23 protein-coding genes are annotated in these 17,040 nt (G+C 65.5%); 9 read left to right on the top strand and 14 right to left on the bottom strand.

Going from position 1 to position 17,040, the window contains the following annotated elements:
* Position 1: 1 nt before the first annotated feature.
* On the bottom strand, positions 2-1,549 hold the full coding sequence (locus tag AM2010_RS00545) for a TIGR00341 family protein (RefSeq protein WP_082132750.1): 1,548 nt from the start codon (positions 1,547-1,549) through the stop codon (positions 2-4).
* Between the two features lie 146 nt (positions 1,550-1,695).
* Between AM2010_RS00545 and AM2010_RS00540 the strand changes: the two genes are divergently transcribed.
* The 4 genes from AM2010_RS00540 to AM2010_RS00525 all read left to right on the top strand — a co-directional run bounded on the left by AM2010_RS00540 (position 1,696) and on the right by AM2010_RS00525 (position 4,887).
* A complete protein-coding gene (locus AM2010_RS00540; protein ID WP_047805422.1) occupies positions 1,696-2,910 on the top strand; it encodes a toxic anion resistance protein in 1,215 nt (404 codons plus the stop codon).
* Positions 2,911-2,917: 7 nt separating this feature from the next.
* Complete coding sequence (locus tag AM2010_RS00535; protein WP_047805421.1) at positions 2,918-3,658, top strand: hypothetical protein; 741 nt, start codon at positions 2,918-2,920, stop codon at positions 3,656-3,658.
* On the top strand, positions 3,658-3,960 hold the full coding sequence (locus AM2010_RS00530) for a polyhydroxyalkanoic acid system family protein (protein WP_047805420.1): 303 nt from the start codon (positions 3,658-3,660) through the stop codon (positions 3,958-3,960). The genes AM2010_RS00535 and AM2010_RS00530 overlap by 1 nt, the downstream gene beginning before the upstream one ends.
* A 78-nt stretch (positions 3,961-4,038) precedes the next feature.
* Complete coding sequence (locus AM2010_RS00525) at positions 4,039-4,887, top strand: PPC domain-containing protein (RefSeq protein WP_047805419.1); 849 nt, start codon at positions 4,039-4,041, stop codon at positions 4,885-4,887.
* A gap of 33 nt (positions 4,888-4,920) precedes the next feature.
* Here the strand turns inward: AM2010_RS00525 and AM2010_RS00520 are convergent, their stop codons facing one another.
* Genes AM2010_RS00520 through AM2010_RS00460 form a run of 13 tightly spaced genes read right to left on the bottom strand, consistent with a single transcriptional unit; the run spans position 4,921 to position 14,497 of the window.
* Complete coding sequence (locus AM2010_RS00520; RefSeq protein ID WP_047805418.1) at positions 4,921-5,757, bottom strand: flagellar motor protein MotB; 837 nt, start codon at positions 5,755-5,757, stop codon at positions 4,921-4,923.
* Entirely contained in the window at positions 5,757-6,620 is an 864-nt protein-coding gene (motA, locus tag AM2010_RS00515) for a flagellar motor stator protein MotA (RefSeq protein WP_047805417.1), read from the bottom strand. The genes AM2010_RS00520 and motA overlap by 1 nt, the downstream gene beginning before the upstream one ends.
* Positions 6,621-6,647: 27 nt before the next feature.
* The gene (locus AM2010_RS00510) at positions 6,648-7,556 is read right to left on the bottom strand and encodes a flagellin N-terminal helical domain-containing protein (protein ID WP_047805416.1); all 909 of its coding nucleotides are present in this window, start codon (positions 7,554-7,556) and stop codon (positions 6,648-6,650) included.
* Between the two features lie 4 nt (positions 7,557-7,560).
* Positions 7,561-8,889, bottom strand: a complete 1,329-nt coding sequence (gene flgK / locus AM2010_RS00505) for a flagellar hook-associated protein FlgK (RefSeq protein ID WP_047805415.1) — start codon at positions 8,887-8,889, stop codon at positions 7,561-7,563.
* Between the two features lie 3 nt (positions 8,890-8,892).
* Entirely contained in the window at positions 8,893-9,204 is a 312-nt protein-coding gene (locus tag AM2010_RS00500) for a rod-binding protein (RefSeq protein ID WP_047805414.1), read from the bottom strand.
* A complete protein-coding gene (locus tag AM2010_RS00495) occupies positions 9,201-10,298 on the bottom strand; it encodes a flagellar basal body P-ring protein FlgI (protein WP_047805413.1) in 1,098 nt (365 codons plus the stop codon). Before AM2010_RS00495 ends, AM2010_RS00500 begins: the two co-directional genes overlap by 4 nt.
* Positions 10,299-10,306: 8 nt before the next feature.
* The gene (locus AM2010_RS00490) at positions 10,307-11,002 is read right to left on the bottom strand and encodes a flagellar basal body L-ring protein FlgH (protein ID WP_082132749.1); all 696 of its coding nucleotides are present in this window, start codon (positions 11,000-11,002) and stop codon (positions 10,307-10,309) included.
* 8 nt (positions 11,003-11,010) lie between these two features.
* Positions 11,011-11,799, bottom strand: a complete 789-nt coding sequence (gene flgG, locus AM2010_RS00485; protein ID WP_047805412.1) for a flagellar basal-body rod protein FlgG — start codon at positions 11,797-11,799, stop codon at positions 11,011-11,013.
* Positions 11,800-11,838: 39 nt separating this feature from the next.
* On the bottom strand, positions 11,839-12,579 hold the full coding sequence (locus tag AM2010_RS00480) for a flagellar basal body rod protein FlgF (protein WP_047805411.1): 741 nt from the start codon (positions 12,577-12,579) through the stop codon (positions 11,839-11,841).
* A gap of 49 nt (positions 12,580-12,628) precedes the next feature.
* Positions 12,629-13,441 carry a flagellar hook-basal body protein gene (locus AM2010_RS00475; protein WP_047805410.1) on the bottom strand — a complete coding sequence of 271 codons (813 nt, stop codon included), beginning with the start codon at positions 13,439-13,441 and terminating at the stop codon, positions 12,629-12,631.
* Between the two features lie 20 nt (positions 13,442-13,461).
* A complete protein-coding gene (locus AM2010_RS00470; RefSeq protein ID WP_047805409.1) occupies positions 13,462-13,746 on the bottom strand; it encodes a flagellar hook assembly protein FlgD in 285 nt (94 codons plus the stop codon).
* Positions 13,743-14,135, bottom strand: a complete 393-nt coding sequence (gene flgC, locus AM2010_RS00465) for a flagellar basal body rod protein FlgC (protein WP_420834964.1) — start codon at positions 14,133-14,135, stop codon at positions 13,743-13,745. The genes AM2010_RS00470 and flgC overlap by 4 nt, the downstream gene beginning before the upstream one ends.
* 14 nt (positions 14,136-14,149) lie before the next feature.
* A complete protein-coding gene (locus tag AM2010_RS00460) occupies positions 14,150-14,497 on the bottom strand; it encodes a flagellar basal body rod protein FlgB (protein WP_047805407.1) in 348 nt (115 codons plus the stop codon).
* Between the two features lie 101 nt (positions 14,498-14,598).
* On the opposite strand from AM2010_RS00460, the gene AM2010_RS00455 reads away from it, so the two are divergent.
* From AM2010_RS00455 to AM2010_RS00435, 5 genes are all read left to right on the top strand, one after another.
* Positions 14,599-15,336 (top strand): MotA/TolQ/ExbB proton channel family protein, encoded by a 738-nt coding sequence (locus tag AM2010_RS00455; RefSeq protein ID WP_236699472.1) that lies wholly within the window; start codon positions 14,599-14,601, stop codon positions 15,334-15,336.
* Complete coding sequence (locus tag AM2010_RS00450; RefSeq protein WP_047805406.1) at positions 15,333-15,761, top strand: hypothetical protein; 429 nt, start codon at positions 15,333-15,335, stop codon at positions 15,759-15,761. The genes AM2010_RS00455 and AM2010_RS00450 overlap by 4 nt, the downstream gene beginning before the upstream one ends.
* A 72-nt stretch (positions 15,762-15,833) precedes the next feature.
* Positions 15,834-16,337 carry a flagella basal body P-ring formation protein FlgA gene (locus tag AM2010_RS00445; RefSeq protein WP_047805405.1) on the top strand — a complete coding sequence of 168 codons (504 nt, stop codon included), beginning with the start codon at positions 15,834-15,836 and terminating at the stop codon, positions 16,335-16,337.
* Between the two features lie 62 nt (positions 16,338-16,399).
* Positions 16,400-16,690 (top strand): flagellar biosynthesis anti-sigma factor FlgM, encoded by a 291-nt coding sequence (gene flgM / locus AM2010_RS00440; protein ID WP_053043817.1) that lies wholly within the window; start codon positions 16,400-16,402, stop codon positions 16,688-16,690.
* Positions 16,687-17,028 (top strand): hypothetical protein, encoded by a 342-nt coding sequence (locus AM2010_RS00435; RefSeq protein ID WP_047805404.1) that lies wholly within the window; start codon positions 16,687-16,689, stop codon positions 17,026-17,028. Before flgM ends, AM2010_RS00435 begins: the two co-directional genes overlap by 4 nt.
* Positions 17,029-17,040: the final 12 nt, after the last annotated feature.

Genomic DNA, 17,040 nt, shown 5'->3' with positions numbered 1-17,040 from the left:
ATCATTCGGTCGTGCGGTCGCCCCAGGCAAGCCGCAGGGTACCGCCATCTTCGCCTGTCCCGGCCTCCACGCCCTGTTCGGCCAGCAGCGCACGGACGGCTTCGACATCGGCTTCAGGACCGGAAACGGTCAGAGGGCGATTGAGCCGCCGCGCGGTCCAGCCGGCCAGCGTGATCGCCTCGCGCGTGGCGGCGTCGGGCTCCTCGCCTTCGAAAGCAATCGCGGGAAGCGTTGCAATGGGCGGCACCAGCTCGATCCGCCATTCAGGTTCGGTCGCCGCGATCCGCCGTTCGAGCGCCGCATAAGTCGCAAGGCTCGCGCCCGGTAGCGGCTCGGCCCGCACCAGAGCGCGGCGGCGCTGGCGATCGAGCAGAACGTCGTCCTCGCTCGTCCCCGCCGCGACTGCCAGCCGCGCGGCCAGATCGTCCAGCCGGTCGCGCGCGGCCTCTTCCTCGGCTTCCTTGGCCGACGCGAGCTGGGCTTCTTCGGCGCTTTGTTCATCGCGCACGAGGAACTGTTTAAGCTGCACGTCGACCGGGGTGCCCAGCACACGCGCAAGGCTTTCTTCGGCGCGCACTTCGGCATCGGGTTGCAGGCTGGTGGTCCAGACGAAAGCCGAAACCCGCATCGGATCGGTATCGAATTCGATCTCGGGCTGAGAGAGACGCGCCGCGCTGCCGAAATTGTCCGCAAGCTCCGTGCGAACCTGCCGCGCGGCGGTCGCTTCCCAGGCAATCTGGCGCAGCGAAAGACCGAGCGGCACGACCAGAACCACGAAAACCGCGCCGAGAACGAAGTTCTGCCAGCGCGATTGCCGCTCGGTCAGGGTGACGCTGAAGCCATAGAGGCGCGCCATCGCCCAGACGGTGAGCGCAATCGTCACGAAGTTGGTGATATAGAGCAGCAGCGCGCCCCAGAAGACCGTCCAGTTCGCGGTCGCGAGGCCGAAGCCGACGACCGCCAGCGGCGGCATCAGGGCCGTGGCAATGGCAACGCCGACGATCGTCCCTTCGCGCCCCCGGATCATGGCGTAGGCGCCCGCCAGAGCCGAGAAGAGCGCCACCAGAAGATCGAACAGGCTGGGCCGGGTGCGCGATGCGATTTCCGGCGTGATGTCCTGCAGCGGGGACATGAACACGATCAGCGAACACAGCCCCACCGCCATCGCGGTACCCCAGGCCAGCGATCGGGCCGACTGGCGCAGCCAGCGATAATCGCCGATCGCCAGCGCGAAGCCCAACCCCATGATCGGGTCCATCAGCGGAGAGAGCAGCATCGCGCCGATCACCACCGCGGGGGACGAAAGCAGCAGGCCGAGCACCGCGATTCCCGCCGACATCGCGGTCATGAACAGATAGCGCGAGGATAGCGCGCATTCTTCGCGCCGCCGGGCGATCACTTCGCCCTGTTCGACCGTTTCGACCACCATTTCGCGCCACCAGCGGCGGAAACTCACCACCACGCGCAGAAACGACCATTGCGGGTTCCTGACAGCCGCCGCAACGTGCCCGGCAGGCGTGTTTTTCCCGTCTGTCGTATCACTGTTCATCAGCGGTCTTTAGCGCTTGCCATGGCAGGAAAAAAGCCGACATTCGCGGGACCGCATCCGGCGCGATTGTTGAATTTCGTGTCTTACGCCATTAATACACTATGCGATGGGCCGGACATGTGGCCCGTGAGGAGCGAAAAGCAGGTATGGCCACCAATCAGACCGCCACGGCGACCGAAACCGATCTGGAACTGACCCCGCCCGATCCGGTGCCCCAGGTCGCGCCGGAAAAGGCCGCCGGCCTTGTGCCGGTGAGCGAGGAGAAAAAATCCAAGCTGGAAGAGAAAGTCGATGCTTTCGTCGCCGATCTCGTTTCGGTGGACGCCAATTCGCCCGAATTCGGCACCAAGGTCGACCAGATCACCAATATGGGCCGCAAGGAAATCATGGCGGCTTCGCAACATTCCAATCGCTTCCTCGACCGTCCGATCCGCGCAATGGACAAGGACGAAGGCGTCGGCGCCAATCTGGCCGAACTGCGCCGCACGGTGGAAGAACTCGATCCCTCGCGCCGCGGCAAGCTGACGGGGCCGAAGAAGCTGCTCGGCATTATCCCCTTCGGCAACAAGCTGAACGATTATTTCCGCAGCTATCAAAGCGCGCAGACGCACATTCAGGAGGTTCTGTCCAAGCTGGGCAACGGCAAGGACGAACTGCTGATGGATAACGCCGCGATCGATGTGGAACGTGCCAAGCTGTGGGAAGCGATGGGCAATCTGGAACAGATGATCCATATCTCGCAATCGCTCGATCAGCGGCTGGAAGACAAGGCCAACGAACTCGACGCGACCGATCCGGCCAAGGCCAAGGCGATCCGCGAGACTGCGCTGTTCTATGTCCGCCAGCGCACGCAAGATCTGCTGACGCAGATGGCGGTGAGCGTGCAGGGTTATCTCGCGCTCGACCTGGTGAAGAAGAACAACGTCGAACTGGTGAAGGGCGTCGACCGCGCCAGCACGACCACGGTCGGCGCGCTGCGCACGGCGGTGACCGTCAGCGAGGCGATGACCAATCAGCGGCTGGTGCTGCAGCAGATTACCGCGCTCAACGACACGACCGCCGGGATCATCGATTCGACCAGCACGATGCTGCGCGAACAGACCGGCAAGATCCACGAACAGGCCGCGTCGAGCACGATCCCGCTGGAAACGCTGCAGCGCGCCTTCCAGAACATCTACGACACGATGGACGAGGTCGATACGTTCAAGCTGCGTGCGCTCGATTCGATGAAGCAGACGGTGACCGCGCTGAATCAGGAAGTCGAAAAGTCGAAAGGCTATATTGCACGGGCCGAAGGGCAGGCGCAGGCCCAGGCGAAAGTCGGATCGTCCGAACCCTCGCTGCTGACGCTGGAGAGCTGACGCACCGATGCCCGACACGACACCCCAGAGCGACGCCATCCTCGCCAACGCCAGTCGATCCCTGGCCGAAAACCGCGCCGGCGGATATCACCGCCGCGCCTCGATCGGGCGTGGATCGGCCGATCTCAAGACCCGGCATCTGGTCGGCAAGATCAAGCGCATAGTGCTGGCCGTGGGCGGGATCGTCGCAGCGGCGATGGTCGCGGGTCTGATCGTCGACGGGATCGGTTTTGCCGGGATCATGCTGACATTTCTTGCGGTCGTGATCGCGGTCGGGGTGTTCGCCAGCTTTCCGAAGATCAAGGTCCCCCGGCGGGCCGAACTCAACAAGGGCAATGCCCGTGAACTGGTCGGGCGGACCGAACTGTGGCTGGAACACCAGCGCCCCGCCCTGCCCCCGCCGGCGGCGAAGATCGTCGACGATCTCGGCGTTCAGCTCGATGCGCTCGGCCTCCAGCTCGAAACCGTCGATCAGGAACATCCGGCGGTGCGCGATGTGCGCCAGCTTGTGGGCGAGCACTTGCCCGAAATGATCGATTCCTACCGCAAGGTGCCGGCTCATCTGCGCGGGGAAAAGCGCGCCGGGGCCACGCCCGACGATCAACTGGCCGAAGGACTGGGCCGGATCAGCCGCGAGATCGATTCGGTCACCAGACAGCTCGCCGATGGCGCGCTTGACGATCTGGCGGTGCGCCACCGCTATCTCGATTATCGCTACGGCGAAGGTGCCGGAAAGGACGATGCCTGATGCGCGTCGCGATCCCACACGATCTTCCGCGGGAAACCGTGCGCGAACGGATGCGCAGCCGCAGCCACGAAATCGCCGATCACGTTCCGGGCGGCGTGGCAGAAGTCGTTACCGACTGGCCCAGTGAAGACCGCATGACCATGCGGATCAGCGCCATGGGCCAGAACCTCGACGGGCGGGTCGATATCGAGGAAGGCCAGCTGGTGTTCGAGGTCGACCTCCCGCTCGCGCTGGGTTTCCTCGAACCGATGATCGCGGGCGCGGTCCGTCAGCAGGGCCAGAAACTGATCGACAAAGGCTGATAAAACAGCCACTTCTACGGCTCAGCGGGTGGGTCGATCAGGGTCAAAGTCCGCGCAGGATACGGATTGGAGCAGGGAATGGGTTCTTTTCATCGGCGCGCCGGCATGGTCGGCCTGGTAATGTCTTTCGTCGCCGCCCCTGCCGTGGGCGCAGCTCCCACATCAGGAACCGAAATGGCGATGCCCGCGCCGGTGGAACCTGCACGGGCCGCTGCCTCCCCGAGGGATGGGCGCCAGGTCGGGCCGAAGATGGAAGGGCAGCTCAACGACGAAAGCCCGAAGGACGGCAACCGACCCTATCAGGTGAAGACCGCGACGCTGGAGGCTGGCAAACGCTATGCCATCGACGTCGAAAGCGACGATTTCGACCCGAAGCTGCGCCTGTCTTTCGCCGACGACAACGATGAACAGCTGGCGGAAGACGACGACGGCGGCGATGGCACGAACGCCTATCTGGAATTCATGCCGCAGCGAAGCGGGCGCCACCGGCTGCGCGTGACCGCCGTGAACGACAGCAGCGGCTCCTACACCATGACGATCCGCGAGTTGCCGCCGCTGCCCGCGCCGTTGCGCCCCCGGCCAAGCGACGCCAGCACAATGACGCTCAATCACTATCGCGGCGAGCTGGAAACAAGCGACGCAACGATCACCGGCGTCCATGTGGACGATTATCAGTTCCGTTTCGAAGGCGGGAAACAGGTGTTTCTGTTTCTGGACAGCAGCGACTTCGATGCTTTCCTCGAAGTTCGCCATTTGAACGATCGCGGAAATGGCGCTCCACTCGCAGTCAACGACGACGGCGGTCAGGGACGAAACTCGGCCCTCACATTCACCCCCGAAGAAGGCGGCGATTATATCGTGCGGGCGCGATCGCTCAGCCAGGGGAATACGGGCGCCTATACCCTGCGCATCGCGCAGGAATCATGACGGCCTGATTTCTCCAGCGGCTTTCGATCCGGCTCAGCCGCCCGTCAGCAGGATAGAGATCCGCCGGTTGCGCGGGTCCTGCGGGTCATCGCTCACCAGCGGCTCACGGTCGGCAACACCCTCGATCCGAAGGAAGCGCCGTTCACCGATGGCGTTGCGCATCAGCGCCTGACGGGTCGCCTCCGCACGGCCCGCCGAAAGCGACCAGTTGTTTGCCTGGGCCCCGTTTTTCCACGGTAAGGCATCGGTGTGGCCACGAATGGTCAGGTTCCCCGGCTCTGGCAGCAGTGCCTCTCCGATGACATCCAGCAGCTTGCGCGCATCGGGCGTCAGCACGGTAGTGCCGAGCACGAACATGGAGAAATCGGCGTCGTCGACCAGATCGATCTGCACGCCCTGGGTGGTGTCGATCATCCGCACCTGACGCATCAGGCGGCGCAAGCGGCGGTCGCTGGCAATTTCCGTTTCGACCCGCTCGCGCATCCGGCGCACGCGGTCGAGCGCTTCCTTCTGCCCGCCCGCTGCATCACGCGGCACGGTGATCGGACGCTGCCCCGTCTGCGCTGCACGATGCGGATAGTTGTCGGGATCGACCAGCGAGGCACCGCCCAGCAACCCGTCGGAGCCCGCGCTCTGTTCTTTCAGCTTTACCAGCGTGGGCGTGAAATAGTCGGCAAGGCCCTTGCGCTGCGCCTCGGTCGTCGCGCCGAGCAACCACAGCAGCAGGAAGAATGCCATCATCGCGGTCACGAAGTCGGCATAGGCGACTTTCCACGCACCGCCGTGGTGGCCGCCGCCTTCGACGACGGTCACCTTCTTGACGATGATCGGCGCCGGATCGTTGCGCCCTGCCCCGCTGGAAGCGGCCATTACCGCCCCCTCAGGCTATCGAGCAGTTCCGACAGACCCGGGCGGAAGGCATGGCCGAGGCCCGAACGTGCGCTTTCCACAACCAGCGGCTGCGGATAGCCGTTGAGCGAGGCGATCATCACCTGCTTGACGGCGTGAAATATCTGCTCGTCCTGATCGACGATCTGCTTCAGCCGGCTCGCCAGCGGGCCGACCACGCCATAGGCAAGCAGCACACCCAGAAATGTGCCGACGAGCGCGGAACCGATCATGCCGCCCAGCACCGCAGGCGGTTGATCGATCGATCCCATCGTCTTGACCACGCCCAGCACGGCCGCGACGATGCCCAGCGCGGGCAGCGCGTCGGCCAGCGATTGCAAGGCGTGCTGCGGTTCGCGCATTTCGTGGAACTGCGTCTTCATCGCGTTGTCCATCACGTCTTCCACCGCATGGGTTTCCAGCGTGCCGGAAGACACGACCAGCAGGGTCAGCGTGTCGCAGATCAGCGCGATCAGCGGCCCATTGGCCAGAAGGTTGGGATATTCGGCGAAGATTTCCGAATCCTGCGGGTTCTCCACATGGCTTTCCAGCGCGATCGGGCCTTCGGTCCGCATCAGCTTCATCAGTCTGGTGGTCAGCGCGATGGCGTCGATATGGTCCTGCCGCGAATGGCGCGGCCCCTTGAATATCTTCACGAACGAAGTGCCGATGGCCTTCAGCTCGTGCAGCGAATTGCCGGCGATCAGGGCGCCGATCGCTGCACCGCCGATGATCATCATTTCGTGCGGCACAGCCTCCATCACGGGGCCCAGTGCACCGCCCGTGAGGGCGAAGCCCCCGAACACCATGACCAGCAGGACGACGATACCGATTGCAGCGTACATTTACCTAGAACCCCTGTTGCTTTCGTATCAGCGCATCATGTCGAACAGCGACAGCCCGGCGAGCCGGACAAAGCTGGCCTGGCTCGCTTCGAGTACGGTGGTCACTTCCTGAAGCCGGATCATGGTCTCCGCCGGATCGGCGCCGCCGACGGCAAGTTGCTCGTCCGCCACGCGTTCCGACGCCGTGGTCCGGCGATCGTTCATTACTTCGATCCAGCCCATCCGCGCGCCGACCACGGTCTGGGCGGTGGTCACCTTCTCCAGCCCTGCGGCAAGCCCGTCCAGCGCGGTGCGGCTCGCCCCCGTCTGGTCGACGCCAGCGCGCAAGCCGGTGGCGAGTTCGCCCAGAACGGCGAAGAAATCGGTCGGTGTTCCGTCGACCTCGAAGGCGAAAACTTCCGGCCCGGTCAGTCCGGGGATGACCGATTGCCCATCGCCCAGATCGGCCGCGTCCTTGCTGGCGGTGCCGATATAGGCGATCCCGCCAGGCCCGGTTTCATACGCCGCGCCGGTCGCCTGCCCGCCGAACAGCGCGTGACCCGCGCTGTTGCGTCCGTTGGCAATCAGCAGAGCGGCATCCTGCAGATTCTCGATCTCGGTCGCGATGGAGGCACGCTGTTCGGTGCTCAGCGTTTCGCTGGCCGCATGGGTCGCCAGTTCCTGCGCCCGGATCACCAGATTGGCGAGCGAGCCCAGCGCATCGTCGGTCAGCGCCAGATCGTTCGATGCGACATCCGAATTGCTCTGATCAATCTCGGTCAGCCGTTCCGTCCGCGCTAGCGTGCGCAGCCGGGCGGCGGCCACAGGGTCGTCGGAAGAGCGCGACAGACGTTGTCCGGTGCCCATCTGTTCCTGCAGCTTTTCCGCCTCGGCCCGCAGCGTGCCGACCTGGCGCGTTGCGCGCTCGTAGAATGCGGAGGTGCTAAGGCTGATCATGGCTTCACCTCAGTCCCACTATGGTGTCGAAGATATCGCTGGCGACCTGCATCGCCCTGCCAGACGCCTGGAATGCCTGCTGGAAACGCATCAGGTTCGCGGCCTCGGTATCGAGATCCACGCCGGCCTGCTGTTCCAGCGAGATGCGTGCAGAGGATGCGATCGCGTCCAGCGCGTCGCGCGTGACCCGGCGGCCCGAAACCGCGCTCGACACGTCGAACAGCAGCCCGTTGGCCGATCCGGCGACGTCAGCACCGTCCAGTGCCTGGCGCAGGGCAGCGAGATTGGATCCGTCGAGACTGCCCGCAGGCGAGCCCGCAGGGGCAGTCGCGATCGCACTGCCCTGCGTGGCAACGACCCGGATGCCGGCGGCGCCGCTACCGGCGAATATGGGTTGACCGGGGCTGCCGTCGAAAGCCACCCCGTTTGCCTGCGCCGCATTGACGGTTCCGGCCACCTGATCTGCCAGGGTGTCGAGCCGTGCGCGAACGCCGGTCGCCGAATCCAGCGCCAGCGCTGCGCCTGCAAGTGAACCGCCGGTCGGTGCGATGGCAGCGCCGCCCAGCTGGAAAGCGATCGTGCCGTCGGGCGCGCTCGTCATCGTCAGCGCTGCCGATTGCCCGCCTTCCACCATCGTCGCACCCCCGGCGGTAACGGTAACGGCACCGTCCGGAGCGAAGCTGGTGGAGATATCGACAATCCCGCTCATCTTTTCGAGCAGGGAGTCGCGCTGGTCGAGCAGGCTGGCACGGTCGCTGCTGCCTTCTCCCGCCCGCGAAAGGCGCAAGTTCACGCGGGCCAGTTCCTGGCCGATCCCGTTCGCTTCTTCGACGGAGGCCGCGGCGTCGAAACGCACCCCTTCGCCAGCAGCGTCGAGCGAATCGACCGCAATGTTGAACTTGTTGGCCAGCGTATCCGCGCCGGCCAGCACGGCCGCGCGGAGCGACGGGTTGCCCGGATCGCTGGAAAGCTGCTGCAGCGCCGCCTCGAACTCGACGATGGAATCGTAGATGCCGGACTGTTCGACCGCAGCCTCGATATTTTCCAGGCCGCGCAGCTCGGTATCGGCGCGCGCCAGATCGCTGCCGGTCCGGCGGACTTCCGCCTGCCGGAACATGTCCGCATTGCGGTGAATGCCCGAAATGCGCGCGCCCGAAAGCGATATGTCGCCGACCCGGCCCTGCCCGCCGGCGGCCGAAACTTCCGACATGCGCGCGCTGCGACGGACATAGCCGTCGCTCGACGCATTGGCGATGTTCTGCGCTGTAACGTCGAGCGCCGCGCGCGCCGCGCGCGCGCCGCTGGCTGCGATGGAAAGCAGGTCGGACGCCATGGTCTAGCTCTCCCCCGGTCCGACGAAGCGCGCGAGTTGCGCCTCGATAGTGGCAGCAAGGCCCAGCGCACCGGTGCCCGAAGCCAGTTCGGCAAACCGCGCATCGCGCATTTCGCGGAAGGTTTCTTCTCCGCTGCTGCCGAAAACGTCGTCTCCGCCGAAATCGGTCTTGTCGGCAGCGGCGAGCATCTGGCGCACGAAGATCGCTTCGAATTGCCGGGCCGCTTCGGCCAGCCGTTCGCGCTCCGTCCCGCCCGGCGCATTGGCCGAAACGATGGCCGGGTTGGCCTGCGACAGGGTGATTGCGTCGGTCATATCACCACCATTTCCGCCTTGAGCGATCCCGCCTGCTTGAGCGCTTCGAGGATCGCGACGAGATCGGGCGGTGACAGGCCGAGCATATTGAGCCCGTCGACCAGTTCCGCCAGCGATGCGCCGGGATTGAGCATCGTCACCCGATTGCCATCCTGATAGGCGTCGATCGCACTGTCCTGTTCCACGGCCGTTTCGCCGCGGCTGAACGGGCCGGGTTGTACCACCGTAGGATTTTCGTCGATCCGCACCACAAGGCTGCCGTGGCTGATCGCAGCGGGTGCAAGGCGCACGGCGCTGGAAATCACCACCGTGCCCGTGCGACTGTTGACGATCACCCGCGCAGCCGCTTCGGCCGGGTCGATGTCGAGCATCTCGATATTGGCCATGATCCCGGCCCGCTCGTTGGCGCCATAGGGCAGCCGCAGGGCCAGCGTTACGCCGTCTTCGACCTGGGCCATGCCGGGAAAGCGCGCATTGATCGCATCCCGCACCCGCGTCGCGGTGAGAAAGTCCGCCTGATAGAGGTTCCAGCGCAGGACATCGGATGACTCGAACCCGGTGGCGACCGCGCGTTCGACGCTTGCCCCGTCGGCAATGCGCCCCACGGTCGGCACGTTGACGGTCAGTTTCGATCCGTCGCGGCCGGTAACGCCCAGGCCGCCGACCGCTAGGTTGCCCTGCGCCATCGCGTAGATCTGGCCATCGGCGCCATAGAGCGCGGTGAGGATCAGCGCGCCGCCGCGCAGCGATTTGGCCTTGCCGATCGCGGATACGGTGACATCGACGCGCTGGCCCGGTTTCGCGAAGGCCGGCAGGTCTGCCGTCACCATCACCGCCGCCGCATTCTTCAGCGCCGGATTGACCCCGGGCGGCAGTTGCAACCCGAAACGATCGGACACCCCGCGCATGGCCTGGGTGACATAGGCGAAGTTGTCGTCGCCCGTCCCGTCGAGGCCGACGACGATGCCGTAGCCGGTCAACTGGTTGGAACGAACCGACTGGAATGTGCCCAGATCCCGGACACGCTCGGCCGATGCCGGCGCGGGGAAAAGAGCCGCGAATGCCGCGAGGGCAAGAAGGATGATCCGGGTCATGGCGTCCCTCAGAACGGTGTCACGAGGTTGAAGAACTTCGACAGCCAGCCTTCGCGGCTTGCGCGCTGCACCGCGCCCTTGCCGGCGTAGGCAATCCGCGCATCGGCGATCCGGTGGGAAGCGATGCGGTTGTCCTGATCGATATCCGACAGACGAACGATGCCCGAAAGCTGGACCCACTCCTCGCCCTGGCTCAGTTCCATGACCTTCTCGCCACGGACGAGCGCCGTGCCGTTGGGGCGGACTTCGGCGATGGTCACGGTAATATCCCCTCTGAAGACGCTGGTCTGCGAGGCATCGCCCTGCCCCTTGAACGACGACTGGCCCGAGGAATTAAGGACGTTCGGATCGAACGAGAACGGGCCCACACTGGGCGGGGTCAAAGAAAAGCCGCCGTCGCGCTTGGTGTTGGAACTCGCGGACTTGCTGGTCTGCGTGCGTTCCATCAGCACCACGGTGACAAGATCACCGACGCGACTGGCCCGATTGCCGTTGTAAAGCGGGGTGAAGCCGCCGGTCGGCTGGAAGATCGCGCCATTGGCGGGCGCCGCTGCGAGCGGGGCCGGAGCGGCCGGCAAAGCAGCCTGGAAGCCCGCAGCACGTTCGCCCCCGCCGCAAGCGGCAAGCGCGAGCGCGCAGGCAGCAAGCGGGGCGGAACGCAGGGCGATCCCCGGGATGGTTCGGTTGGAAAGTGTCCGGTTCATGGCGTAGCTCACAGCGTCTGGTTGGCGTTGCGAAGCATCTCGTCGACCGACGAGACCATCTTCGAATTGATTTCGTAGGCGCGCTGGCATTCGATCATGTCGACCAGCTCCTCCACGATGTTGACGTTGGAGGCTTCGAGCATGCCCTGGCGAATATTGCCCCGGCCCAGTTCCCCGCCGGCGCCGAGCTGCGCCGCCCCGCTGGCGGCGGTTTCGACCAGGAAGTTGTCGCCGATCGCGCGCAAGCCGCCCGGATTGGCGAAGCTCGCCACCTGAAGCTGACCCAGCTCTGCCGGTTCCGTATCCCCCGCGACCATCGCCGAAACGATGCCGTCCGGGGATACCGAGATTGAAGAGGCCCCTTCGGGCACGGTGATTGCGGGCTGCACGATGTATCCCTGCTGGGTCACCAGTTGCCCTTCGCCCGAGCGGGTGAAATTGCCCGCGCGGGTGTAGCCGAGCTGCCCACCGGGCAGTTCGACCTGGAAGTACCCGTCGCCATCAAGCGCAAGGTCCAGCGCATTGCCCGTGGTGTTGAGCGCGCCCTGGGTCACGATCTGGCTGGTCGACTGAACCGCGACGCCGGTGCCGAGGTTGAGCCCGGTGGCATAGGCCGTCTCGCCCGAAGATCGCTGCCCGGCGACGCGCGCGTCCTGGTACGCGAGCGTTGCGAAATTGGCGCGGTCCTTCTTGAAGCCGGTCGTGCCGACGTTCGCGAGGTTGTTGGCGATCACGCGCATCCGCGAGTCCTGCGCCTCGAGCCCGGTGCGGGCCACCTGAAGAGCGGAAGTTGGCATTGGCTGTTCCTTTCGTCAGCGATTTCTTCGGCGGGTGCTTCAGCCCAGGCGCATCAGTTGCGCGCCGGACTGATCGCAATCGCGAGCGGTCGCGATCAGTTTGCTCCGCATGTCGAACAGGCGCTGCGCATCGATCATTTCGACCAGCACCTCGGTGGGTTTAACGTTGGACTGTTCCAGTGCGCCGGTGATCACCTGCGCCTCGGCATCGGCCGGCAGAATGCCCCCGCCTTCCACGCGGAAGAGGCCGTCCAGCCCCTTCGAAATCGGGCTGCCCTGCCATCCGGCGAGCTTGATCCGCCCCACTTCGACCGGGGGCTGATCGGGCGCGGCGGGATCGGTCACGCTGACCACGCCATCGGGCGCAATCGTCGCCCGTGCGCCCAGTGGCACCGTGATCGGCCCGGCATCGCCCAGCACCGGCCGGCCTTCGCCGTTGACCAATGCGCCAGTGGGCGAAATCGACAGGTCGGCGCGCCGCGTATAGGCTTCGCTGCCGTCCATTGCCTGCACCGCCATCATGGCATCGCCCTGGATAAACAGATCCAGCTCTTGCCCGGTCCGAACCATTTCGCCCGCGGTCATGGTGGCGCCGCGCACTTCGGCGCGCTGCATGGCCCGAACGTTCAACGTTTCGCCGTCGATGGTCACCGGGCGCTGGTCGATCAGCTCCGCCCGGAAGCCGACCGTCTGGGCGTTCGCCATATTGCTGGCGATTACCCGCTGGCGCTCCATCGAAGCGTTCATGCCGCTGAGCGCGGTATAGATCAGGCGGTCCATCGAGGTTCTCCGTTCGGGAAAGGCCGGTCACGGCGTGCGCGGCGACCGATCAGCTCCGCAGATTGATCACGGTTTGCGAGATCTGGGTTGCGGTATCGATCGCCTTGGCGTTGGCCTGGAAGTTGCGCTGGGCAGTGATCAGACCGACCAGTTCTTCCGCAATGTCCACGTTCGAACGTTCGATCGAACCCGACATCAGCGATCCGTACTGGCCCGTGCCCGGTGCACCGTAATTGGCCTGGCCGGAAATTCCGGTCGCTTCCCAGTTGGAAGAGCCGATCTGCTTCAGACCCGTCGGCGTAATGAACGAAGCCAGCGCGACATTGCCAACCGCCTCGGTCGAACCATCGGCATAGGACGCCGACACCACACCATCCGCCCCGACGACGACGCCAACGTATTCGGCACCGGCCGCATTGGTCGGCGCGATCTGCGCGTCCATCGGCGTGGTCCCGGTGATGTTGCCATCGGCATCGGTCGGGAAGACCTGCAGGCGATTGGGGCCACCATCGGTGATGAAGCCCGCCTCGTCGACGCCGAATGCGCCATTGCGGGTATAGACCGTGTTGCCGCTGTCGGCGGAACGCATGGCGAAAAAGCCGTCGCCAGTGATCGCGATGTCGAGCGCTCCGCCGGTCTGTTCGATCGGGCCGAGGCCGAAGTTCTGGGTAATACCTTCCACCGTCGCGCCGATCCCCTTGATCATGCGCGGGTCCGACTGGGCGGATCCGGCCACGATGTCGGCGAACTGGGTATTCCCCTTCTTGAAGCCGTTGGTTTCGACGTTGGCGATGTTGTGGGCGATGACGCCCAGCTCGGTCTGCGAATTCTTCAGGCCGTTCAGCGAAGTATAGAAAGACATGGGTTAGGTGCTCCTGTGCGTCATTCGGTCGGGGATGGGGCCGCCTGGGCAGCCGCGAGAGCATCGAGCTTTCCCGAAATGCCCTGCAGCGTTTCGTTCATCTCGGTGATTCCGGAGAGGGAGGAGAACTGGGCCATCTGCGCCAGCATCTCCTTGTTATCGACCGGGTCGAACGGGTCCTGCTGCTGCACCTGAACGGTCAGCAGGCGCAGGAAATCGGCCTGGCCGAGCGAGGCGTAATCGCGCCCCGCGCTGGCACCGGCCATCGTGGCGGCAGTGCCTGAAGTGGCTGCTACGTTGGTCATTTCATCCTCATCGTTTCGAGCATCAGCTGCTTGGCGGTAGAAAGCGCCTCGATCATGTTCTGGTACTGGCGCGATGCTTCGAGCATCTCGACCATCTCGGCATTCTCATCGACCGGAGAGGCCCAGACATCGCCGTTCTCGTCGGCGAGCGGATGGCCCGGTTCATGCCGGCGCACCGGCGCGACATCGGCGCGATAGACGCCATCGACGCGCACCGTGCTCATCCCCGTGGCGGCATCGAGCTGCTCTGCGAAGACGGGGCGCAGCGGGCGGTAAGCCTCCTGCTCGCTGGCAGCGACGCTGCCGGCATTGGCGAGGTTGGATGCAGCCGCGTTCATCCGCACCATCTGGGCGGACATGGCGCGCTGGCCGAGTTCGAAAAGGGTCATCGGGCCGGACATCGTCACTCGCCCTTGATCGCGCGCGTGAGAGTTTCGACCCGGCCGCGCAGAAAACCCAGCGTGGCGGTATAGGCGACGGCGTTTTCGCCGAACGCGGCCTGTTCGGTCGCCATTTCGACGGTGTTGCCATCGAGGCTGGGCATCACCGGCACGCGGTAGCGCGTGGCCGATCCGATCGCGCGATCGTCGCCCGCACCGCCCAGCTTCGCTTCCAATGCGGCGGCGAAATCGATGTCGCGCGCCTTGTATCCGGGTGTCGCCGCATTGGCGATGTTCGATCCGAGCATACCCATGCGCTGCGCCCTGATTTCCAGCGCCGCACCGTGAATTCCGAAAAGGCCTTCGCTCATGACAGTCTCCTGACGTGTTCGTGGCCCTTTCAGCAAAGAGCGTGCCAGTTTCGCCCTGCGGCAGGATTTTCAGGGATGCGGCAGGAAAAGGCGGCAAGCGCTTGCCGGATGCGGCAAATGTCCGCCGGGGGCTGAATGGCACGGCCCGGCTGGCGTTCTTTCGGTTCGAGGAGATTTCGATGAACGCCCTGCAATTGCTCGATCCCGTCTCGCTGGCGATCGTTTTCGGCGGCACACTCGCCGCCACCCTGCTGCGCTGCGGCTGGCGCGACGCGCGCGCAGCCCTGATCGCCCTGACGCAATTGCCGACCCGCCCTTTCGACAGTGGCCGCGTGCGCGCCGAATTGGCCGCCCAAGTGCGCGAAATCTGCGAAGACGGCATTCTGCGGGCGGAACCGCACAGTTTCGGCGATGGCGAATTCGACGATCTCAGCGATGCTCTCATCCGTCACCGCTCGATCAAGGCGCTGCACGACCAGCATGAGCGGCATAGTGCCCGCCGGCGGAACGCCGCCGAAACGGCAGGCCGCGTTCTGGCCGAAGCGGCGGAGCTGGCCCCCGTGCTCGGGCTGGTCGGCACTCTGGTGGCACTGGGCGGCTTTTCCGCCGCTGCGGGCGGTGACTATGCCCGCTCGATCGGGACGGCGGTGATCACCACGCTCTACGGCCTCGTGCTTGCCAACTTCGTATTCAGCCCCCTCGCCGGCGCGATCGCGCGCCGCGCCCGGGCAGAGGAAAGCGAGCGGGAAGATCTGATCGCCTGGCTTGCCGCAGCAGTCGAACGCTCCATCCCAGGTGCGCCGTCCAAGCGGGACATGGACGAGAAGGCAGCGGCATGATCGGTTCGTCCATTCGCGGCGGCTGGCAAACCACGCTGGCCGATCTGGCGATGATCCTGTTCATGGTGACCGCAGCCGCCATGGCCGAACGGCCCGAAGCGGATGCCGATGCCGCCACCGATCTGCCAGCGGAAACTTCCGTGCCGGCCTTGCCCGCAACTGGGGAGCCGATTGCGATCTACCGCATCGCCCCGAACGCTCCGCCGCTGGACGAATGGCTGGCGGAACAGCCGCGCGACCCACGCCAGAACCTCACCATTATCGCCCGCCACACCCCTGCCGGCAGCGAACGGGCAGCCACCGCCGCGCTGGCTCTAGCCCGAACGGCGGAGAACGAAGGGCATAGCGCGCGGATCGTGATCGAACCGGCGGGAGAGAATGACCTGATGGTCGTGCTCGATTTCGATGGGCGTCAGCCCGGCTAGGCTGGTCTGGCACGACGATTGCAAGGGCTCACGCGAACACGGCGCGCAATGCGCCCAGCGAAAGGTGATGCCATGCGACCCATTCGGACAATTCTCGCCGCCGGCGCAATTGCCGTCACGGCCCCGGCCCTGGCCGCCGGATTCCATGATCTTTCCAGCATAGACCGCGAGGTCGAACGCTTCACCGGTTCGCCGCAGGGCAGCCGCGGCGGCGCACAACTGCCGGTCGACCGCCGGCTGAAACTGACGCAATGCCCGACCCCGATCGCGCTGGAATGGTACGGCAGCGGCAACCGCACCGTGCTGGTCCGCTGTCCGGTTTCGGGCGGATGGCGCCTGTTCGTGCCGGTCGCTGCGGCGGAAGCCACTGCGGCAAAGGCGGAGCCGGTGATCTCTCGCGGGGAATCGGTGTCGATCGCAATCCAGGGCAGCGGTTTCACCGTGTCGCGCCAGGGCGAGGCGCTGGAGGGCGGAGCGGTCGGCGAGTGGATTCGCGTGCGGCCCGCCGGGGAAAAGCGCGAGGCCGTTCGCGCCCGTGTGATTCAGCCCGGCCGGGTCGGCATAGATTTGCCGTAACCCCCCTTAAACATCGCGCGCCGGCGCCGTTATCAGTCCCGCTACAGCAACGGAGCGGACCGATGGATCGGATCGACATGCAGGCGGCAAACGGGATCGCGGCGCGGCTAAGGACGCGCGGTGCCTCTCCCGTCGCGCAGCCGGAACAGGTCAGGCCGGCGGCCAATGAGGCCGATCAGGCCGGTGCAACCGCGCTCGCCGCCGTCGCGCTGGCGAAGGGCGATGCGCCCGTCGATCACGAACGGGTCGACGCCATCCGCCAGGCGCTGAACAGCGGCACCTATCCTCTTGACCCGCGCAAGACCGCCGATGCGATGATCGCGGCGGGCTTCCTGCCGAGGAGCACGAAATGACGACCGAACGGCCCTTGCGCGACACCCTGCGGCAAATGCTTGCCCTTCTGGAAGACGAGCGGCAGGCTCTTGCCGGTCTCGATCTGGATTCGATCATGCGGTCGTCCGACGGCAAGCTGGAACTGTGCGAAGCGATCGAGCGCCAGGCCGAAGGCCCGCTCGACGACGAATGCCGCGGCCTGCTGGACGCGGTCGCGCGGCTCAACGCCGTGAACCGCAAGATCCGCAACCTGATCGCCGCCAATGTCGAGGAACGGCTTGGCGCACTTGCCGGGCGGATCAGCCTCTATGGCTCGGGCCGGCCCGCCGTTTCTCGCGAAGTTCCCTACTCCGCCTGATCCCCCGCGGTG

Source organism: Pelagerythrobacter marensis, assembly GCF_001028625.1.
GTDB classification, from domain to species: domain Bacteria; phylum Pseudomonadota; class Alphaproteobacteria; order Sphingomonadales; family Sphingomonadaceae; genus Pelagerythrobacter; species Pelagerythrobacter marensis.
Note: the sequence above shows the minus strand (reverse complement) of the source record. Positions and strands in the feature narration are given on the sequence as shown.

Bases quoted from the DNA above. Each gene is read 5' to 3' on its own strand.
- AM2010_RS00545 (WP_082132750.1), bottom strand. From the start codon at position 1,549: ATGAACAGTGATACGACAGACGGGAAAAACACGCCTGCCGGGCACGTT.
- AM2010_RS00540 (WP_047805422.1), top strand. From the start codon at position 1,696: ATGGCCACCAATCAGACCGCCACGGCGACCGAAACCGATCTGGAACTG.
- AM2010_RS00535 (WP_047805421.1), top strand. From the start codon at position 2,918: ATGCCCGACACGACACCCCAGAGCGACGCCATCCTCGCCAACGCCAGT.
- AM2010_RS00530 (WP_047805420.1), top strand. From the start codon at position 3,658: ATGCGCGTCGCGATCCCACACGATCTTCCGCGGGAAACCGTGCGCGAA.
- AM2010_RS00525 (WP_047805419.1), top strand. From the start codon at position 4,039: ATGGGTTCTTTTCATCGGCGCGCCGGCATGGTCGGCCTGGTAATGTCT.
- AM2010_RS00520 (WP_047805418.1), bottom strand. From the start codon at position 5,757: ATGGCCGCTTCCAGCGGGGCAGGGCGCAACGATCCGGCGCCGATCATC.
- motA (WP_047805417.1), bottom strand. From the start codon at position 6,620: ATGTACGCTGCAATCGGTATCGTCGTCCTGCTGGTCATGGTGTTCGGG.
- AM2010_RS00510 (WP_047805416.1), bottom strand. From the start codon at position 7,556: ATGATCAGCCTTAGCACCTCCGCATTCTACGAGCGCGCAACGCGCCAG.
- flgK (WP_047805415.1), bottom strand. From the start codon at position 8,889: ATGGCGTCCGACCTGCTTTCCATCGCAGCCAGCGGCGCGCGCGCGGCG.
- AM2010_RS00500 (WP_047805414.1), bottom strand. From the start codon at position 9,204: ATGACCGACGCAATCACCCTGTCGCAGGCCAACCCGGCCATCGTTTCG.
- AM2010_RS00495 (WP_047805413.1), bottom strand. From the start codon at position 10,298: ATGACCCGGATCATCCTTCTTGCCCTCGCGGCATTCGCGGCTCTTTTC.
- AM2010_RS00490 (WP_082132749.1), bottom strand. From the start codon at position 11,002: ATGAACCGGACACTTTCCAACCGAACCATCCCGGGGATCGCCCTGCGT.
- flgG (WP_047805412.1), bottom strand. From the start codon at position 11,799: ATGCCAACTTCCGCTCTTCAGGTGGCCCGCACCGGGCTCGAGGCGCAG.
- AM2010_RS00480 (WP_047805411.1), bottom strand. From the start codon at position 12,579: ATGGACCGCCTGATCTATACCGCGCTCAGCGGCATGAACGCTTCGATG.
- AM2010_RS00475 (WP_047805410.1), bottom strand. From the start codon at position 13,441: ATGTCTTTCTATACTTCGCTGAACGGCCTGAAGAATTCGCAGACCGAG.
- AM2010_RS00470 (WP_047805409.1), bottom strand. From the start codon at position 13,746: ATGACCAACGTAGCAGCCACTTCAGGCACTGCCGCCACGATGGCCGGT.
- flgC (WP_420834964.1), bottom strand. From the start codon at position 14,135: ATGACCCTTTTCGAACTCGGCCAGCGCGCCATGTCCGCCCAGATGGTG.
- AM2010_RS00460 (WP_047805407.1), bottom strand. From the start codon at position 14,497: ATGAGCGAAGGCCTTTTCGGAATTCACGGTGCGGCGCTGGAAATCAGG.
- AM2010_RS00450 (WP_047805406.1), top strand. From the start codon at position 15,333: ATGATCGGTTCGTCCATTCGCGGCGGCTGGCAAACCACGCTGGCCGAT.
- AM2010_RS00445 (WP_047805405.1), top strand. From the start codon at position 15,834: ATGCGACCCATTCGGACAATTCTCGCCGCCGGCGCAATTGCCGTCACG.
- flgM (WP_053043817.1), top strand. From the start codon at position 16,400: ATGGATCGGATCGACATGCAGGCGGCAAACGGGATCGCGGCGCGGCTA.
- AM2010_RS00435 (WP_047805404.1), top strand. From the start codon at position 16,687: ATGACGACCGAACGGCCCTTGCGCGACACCCTGCGGCAAATGCTTGCC.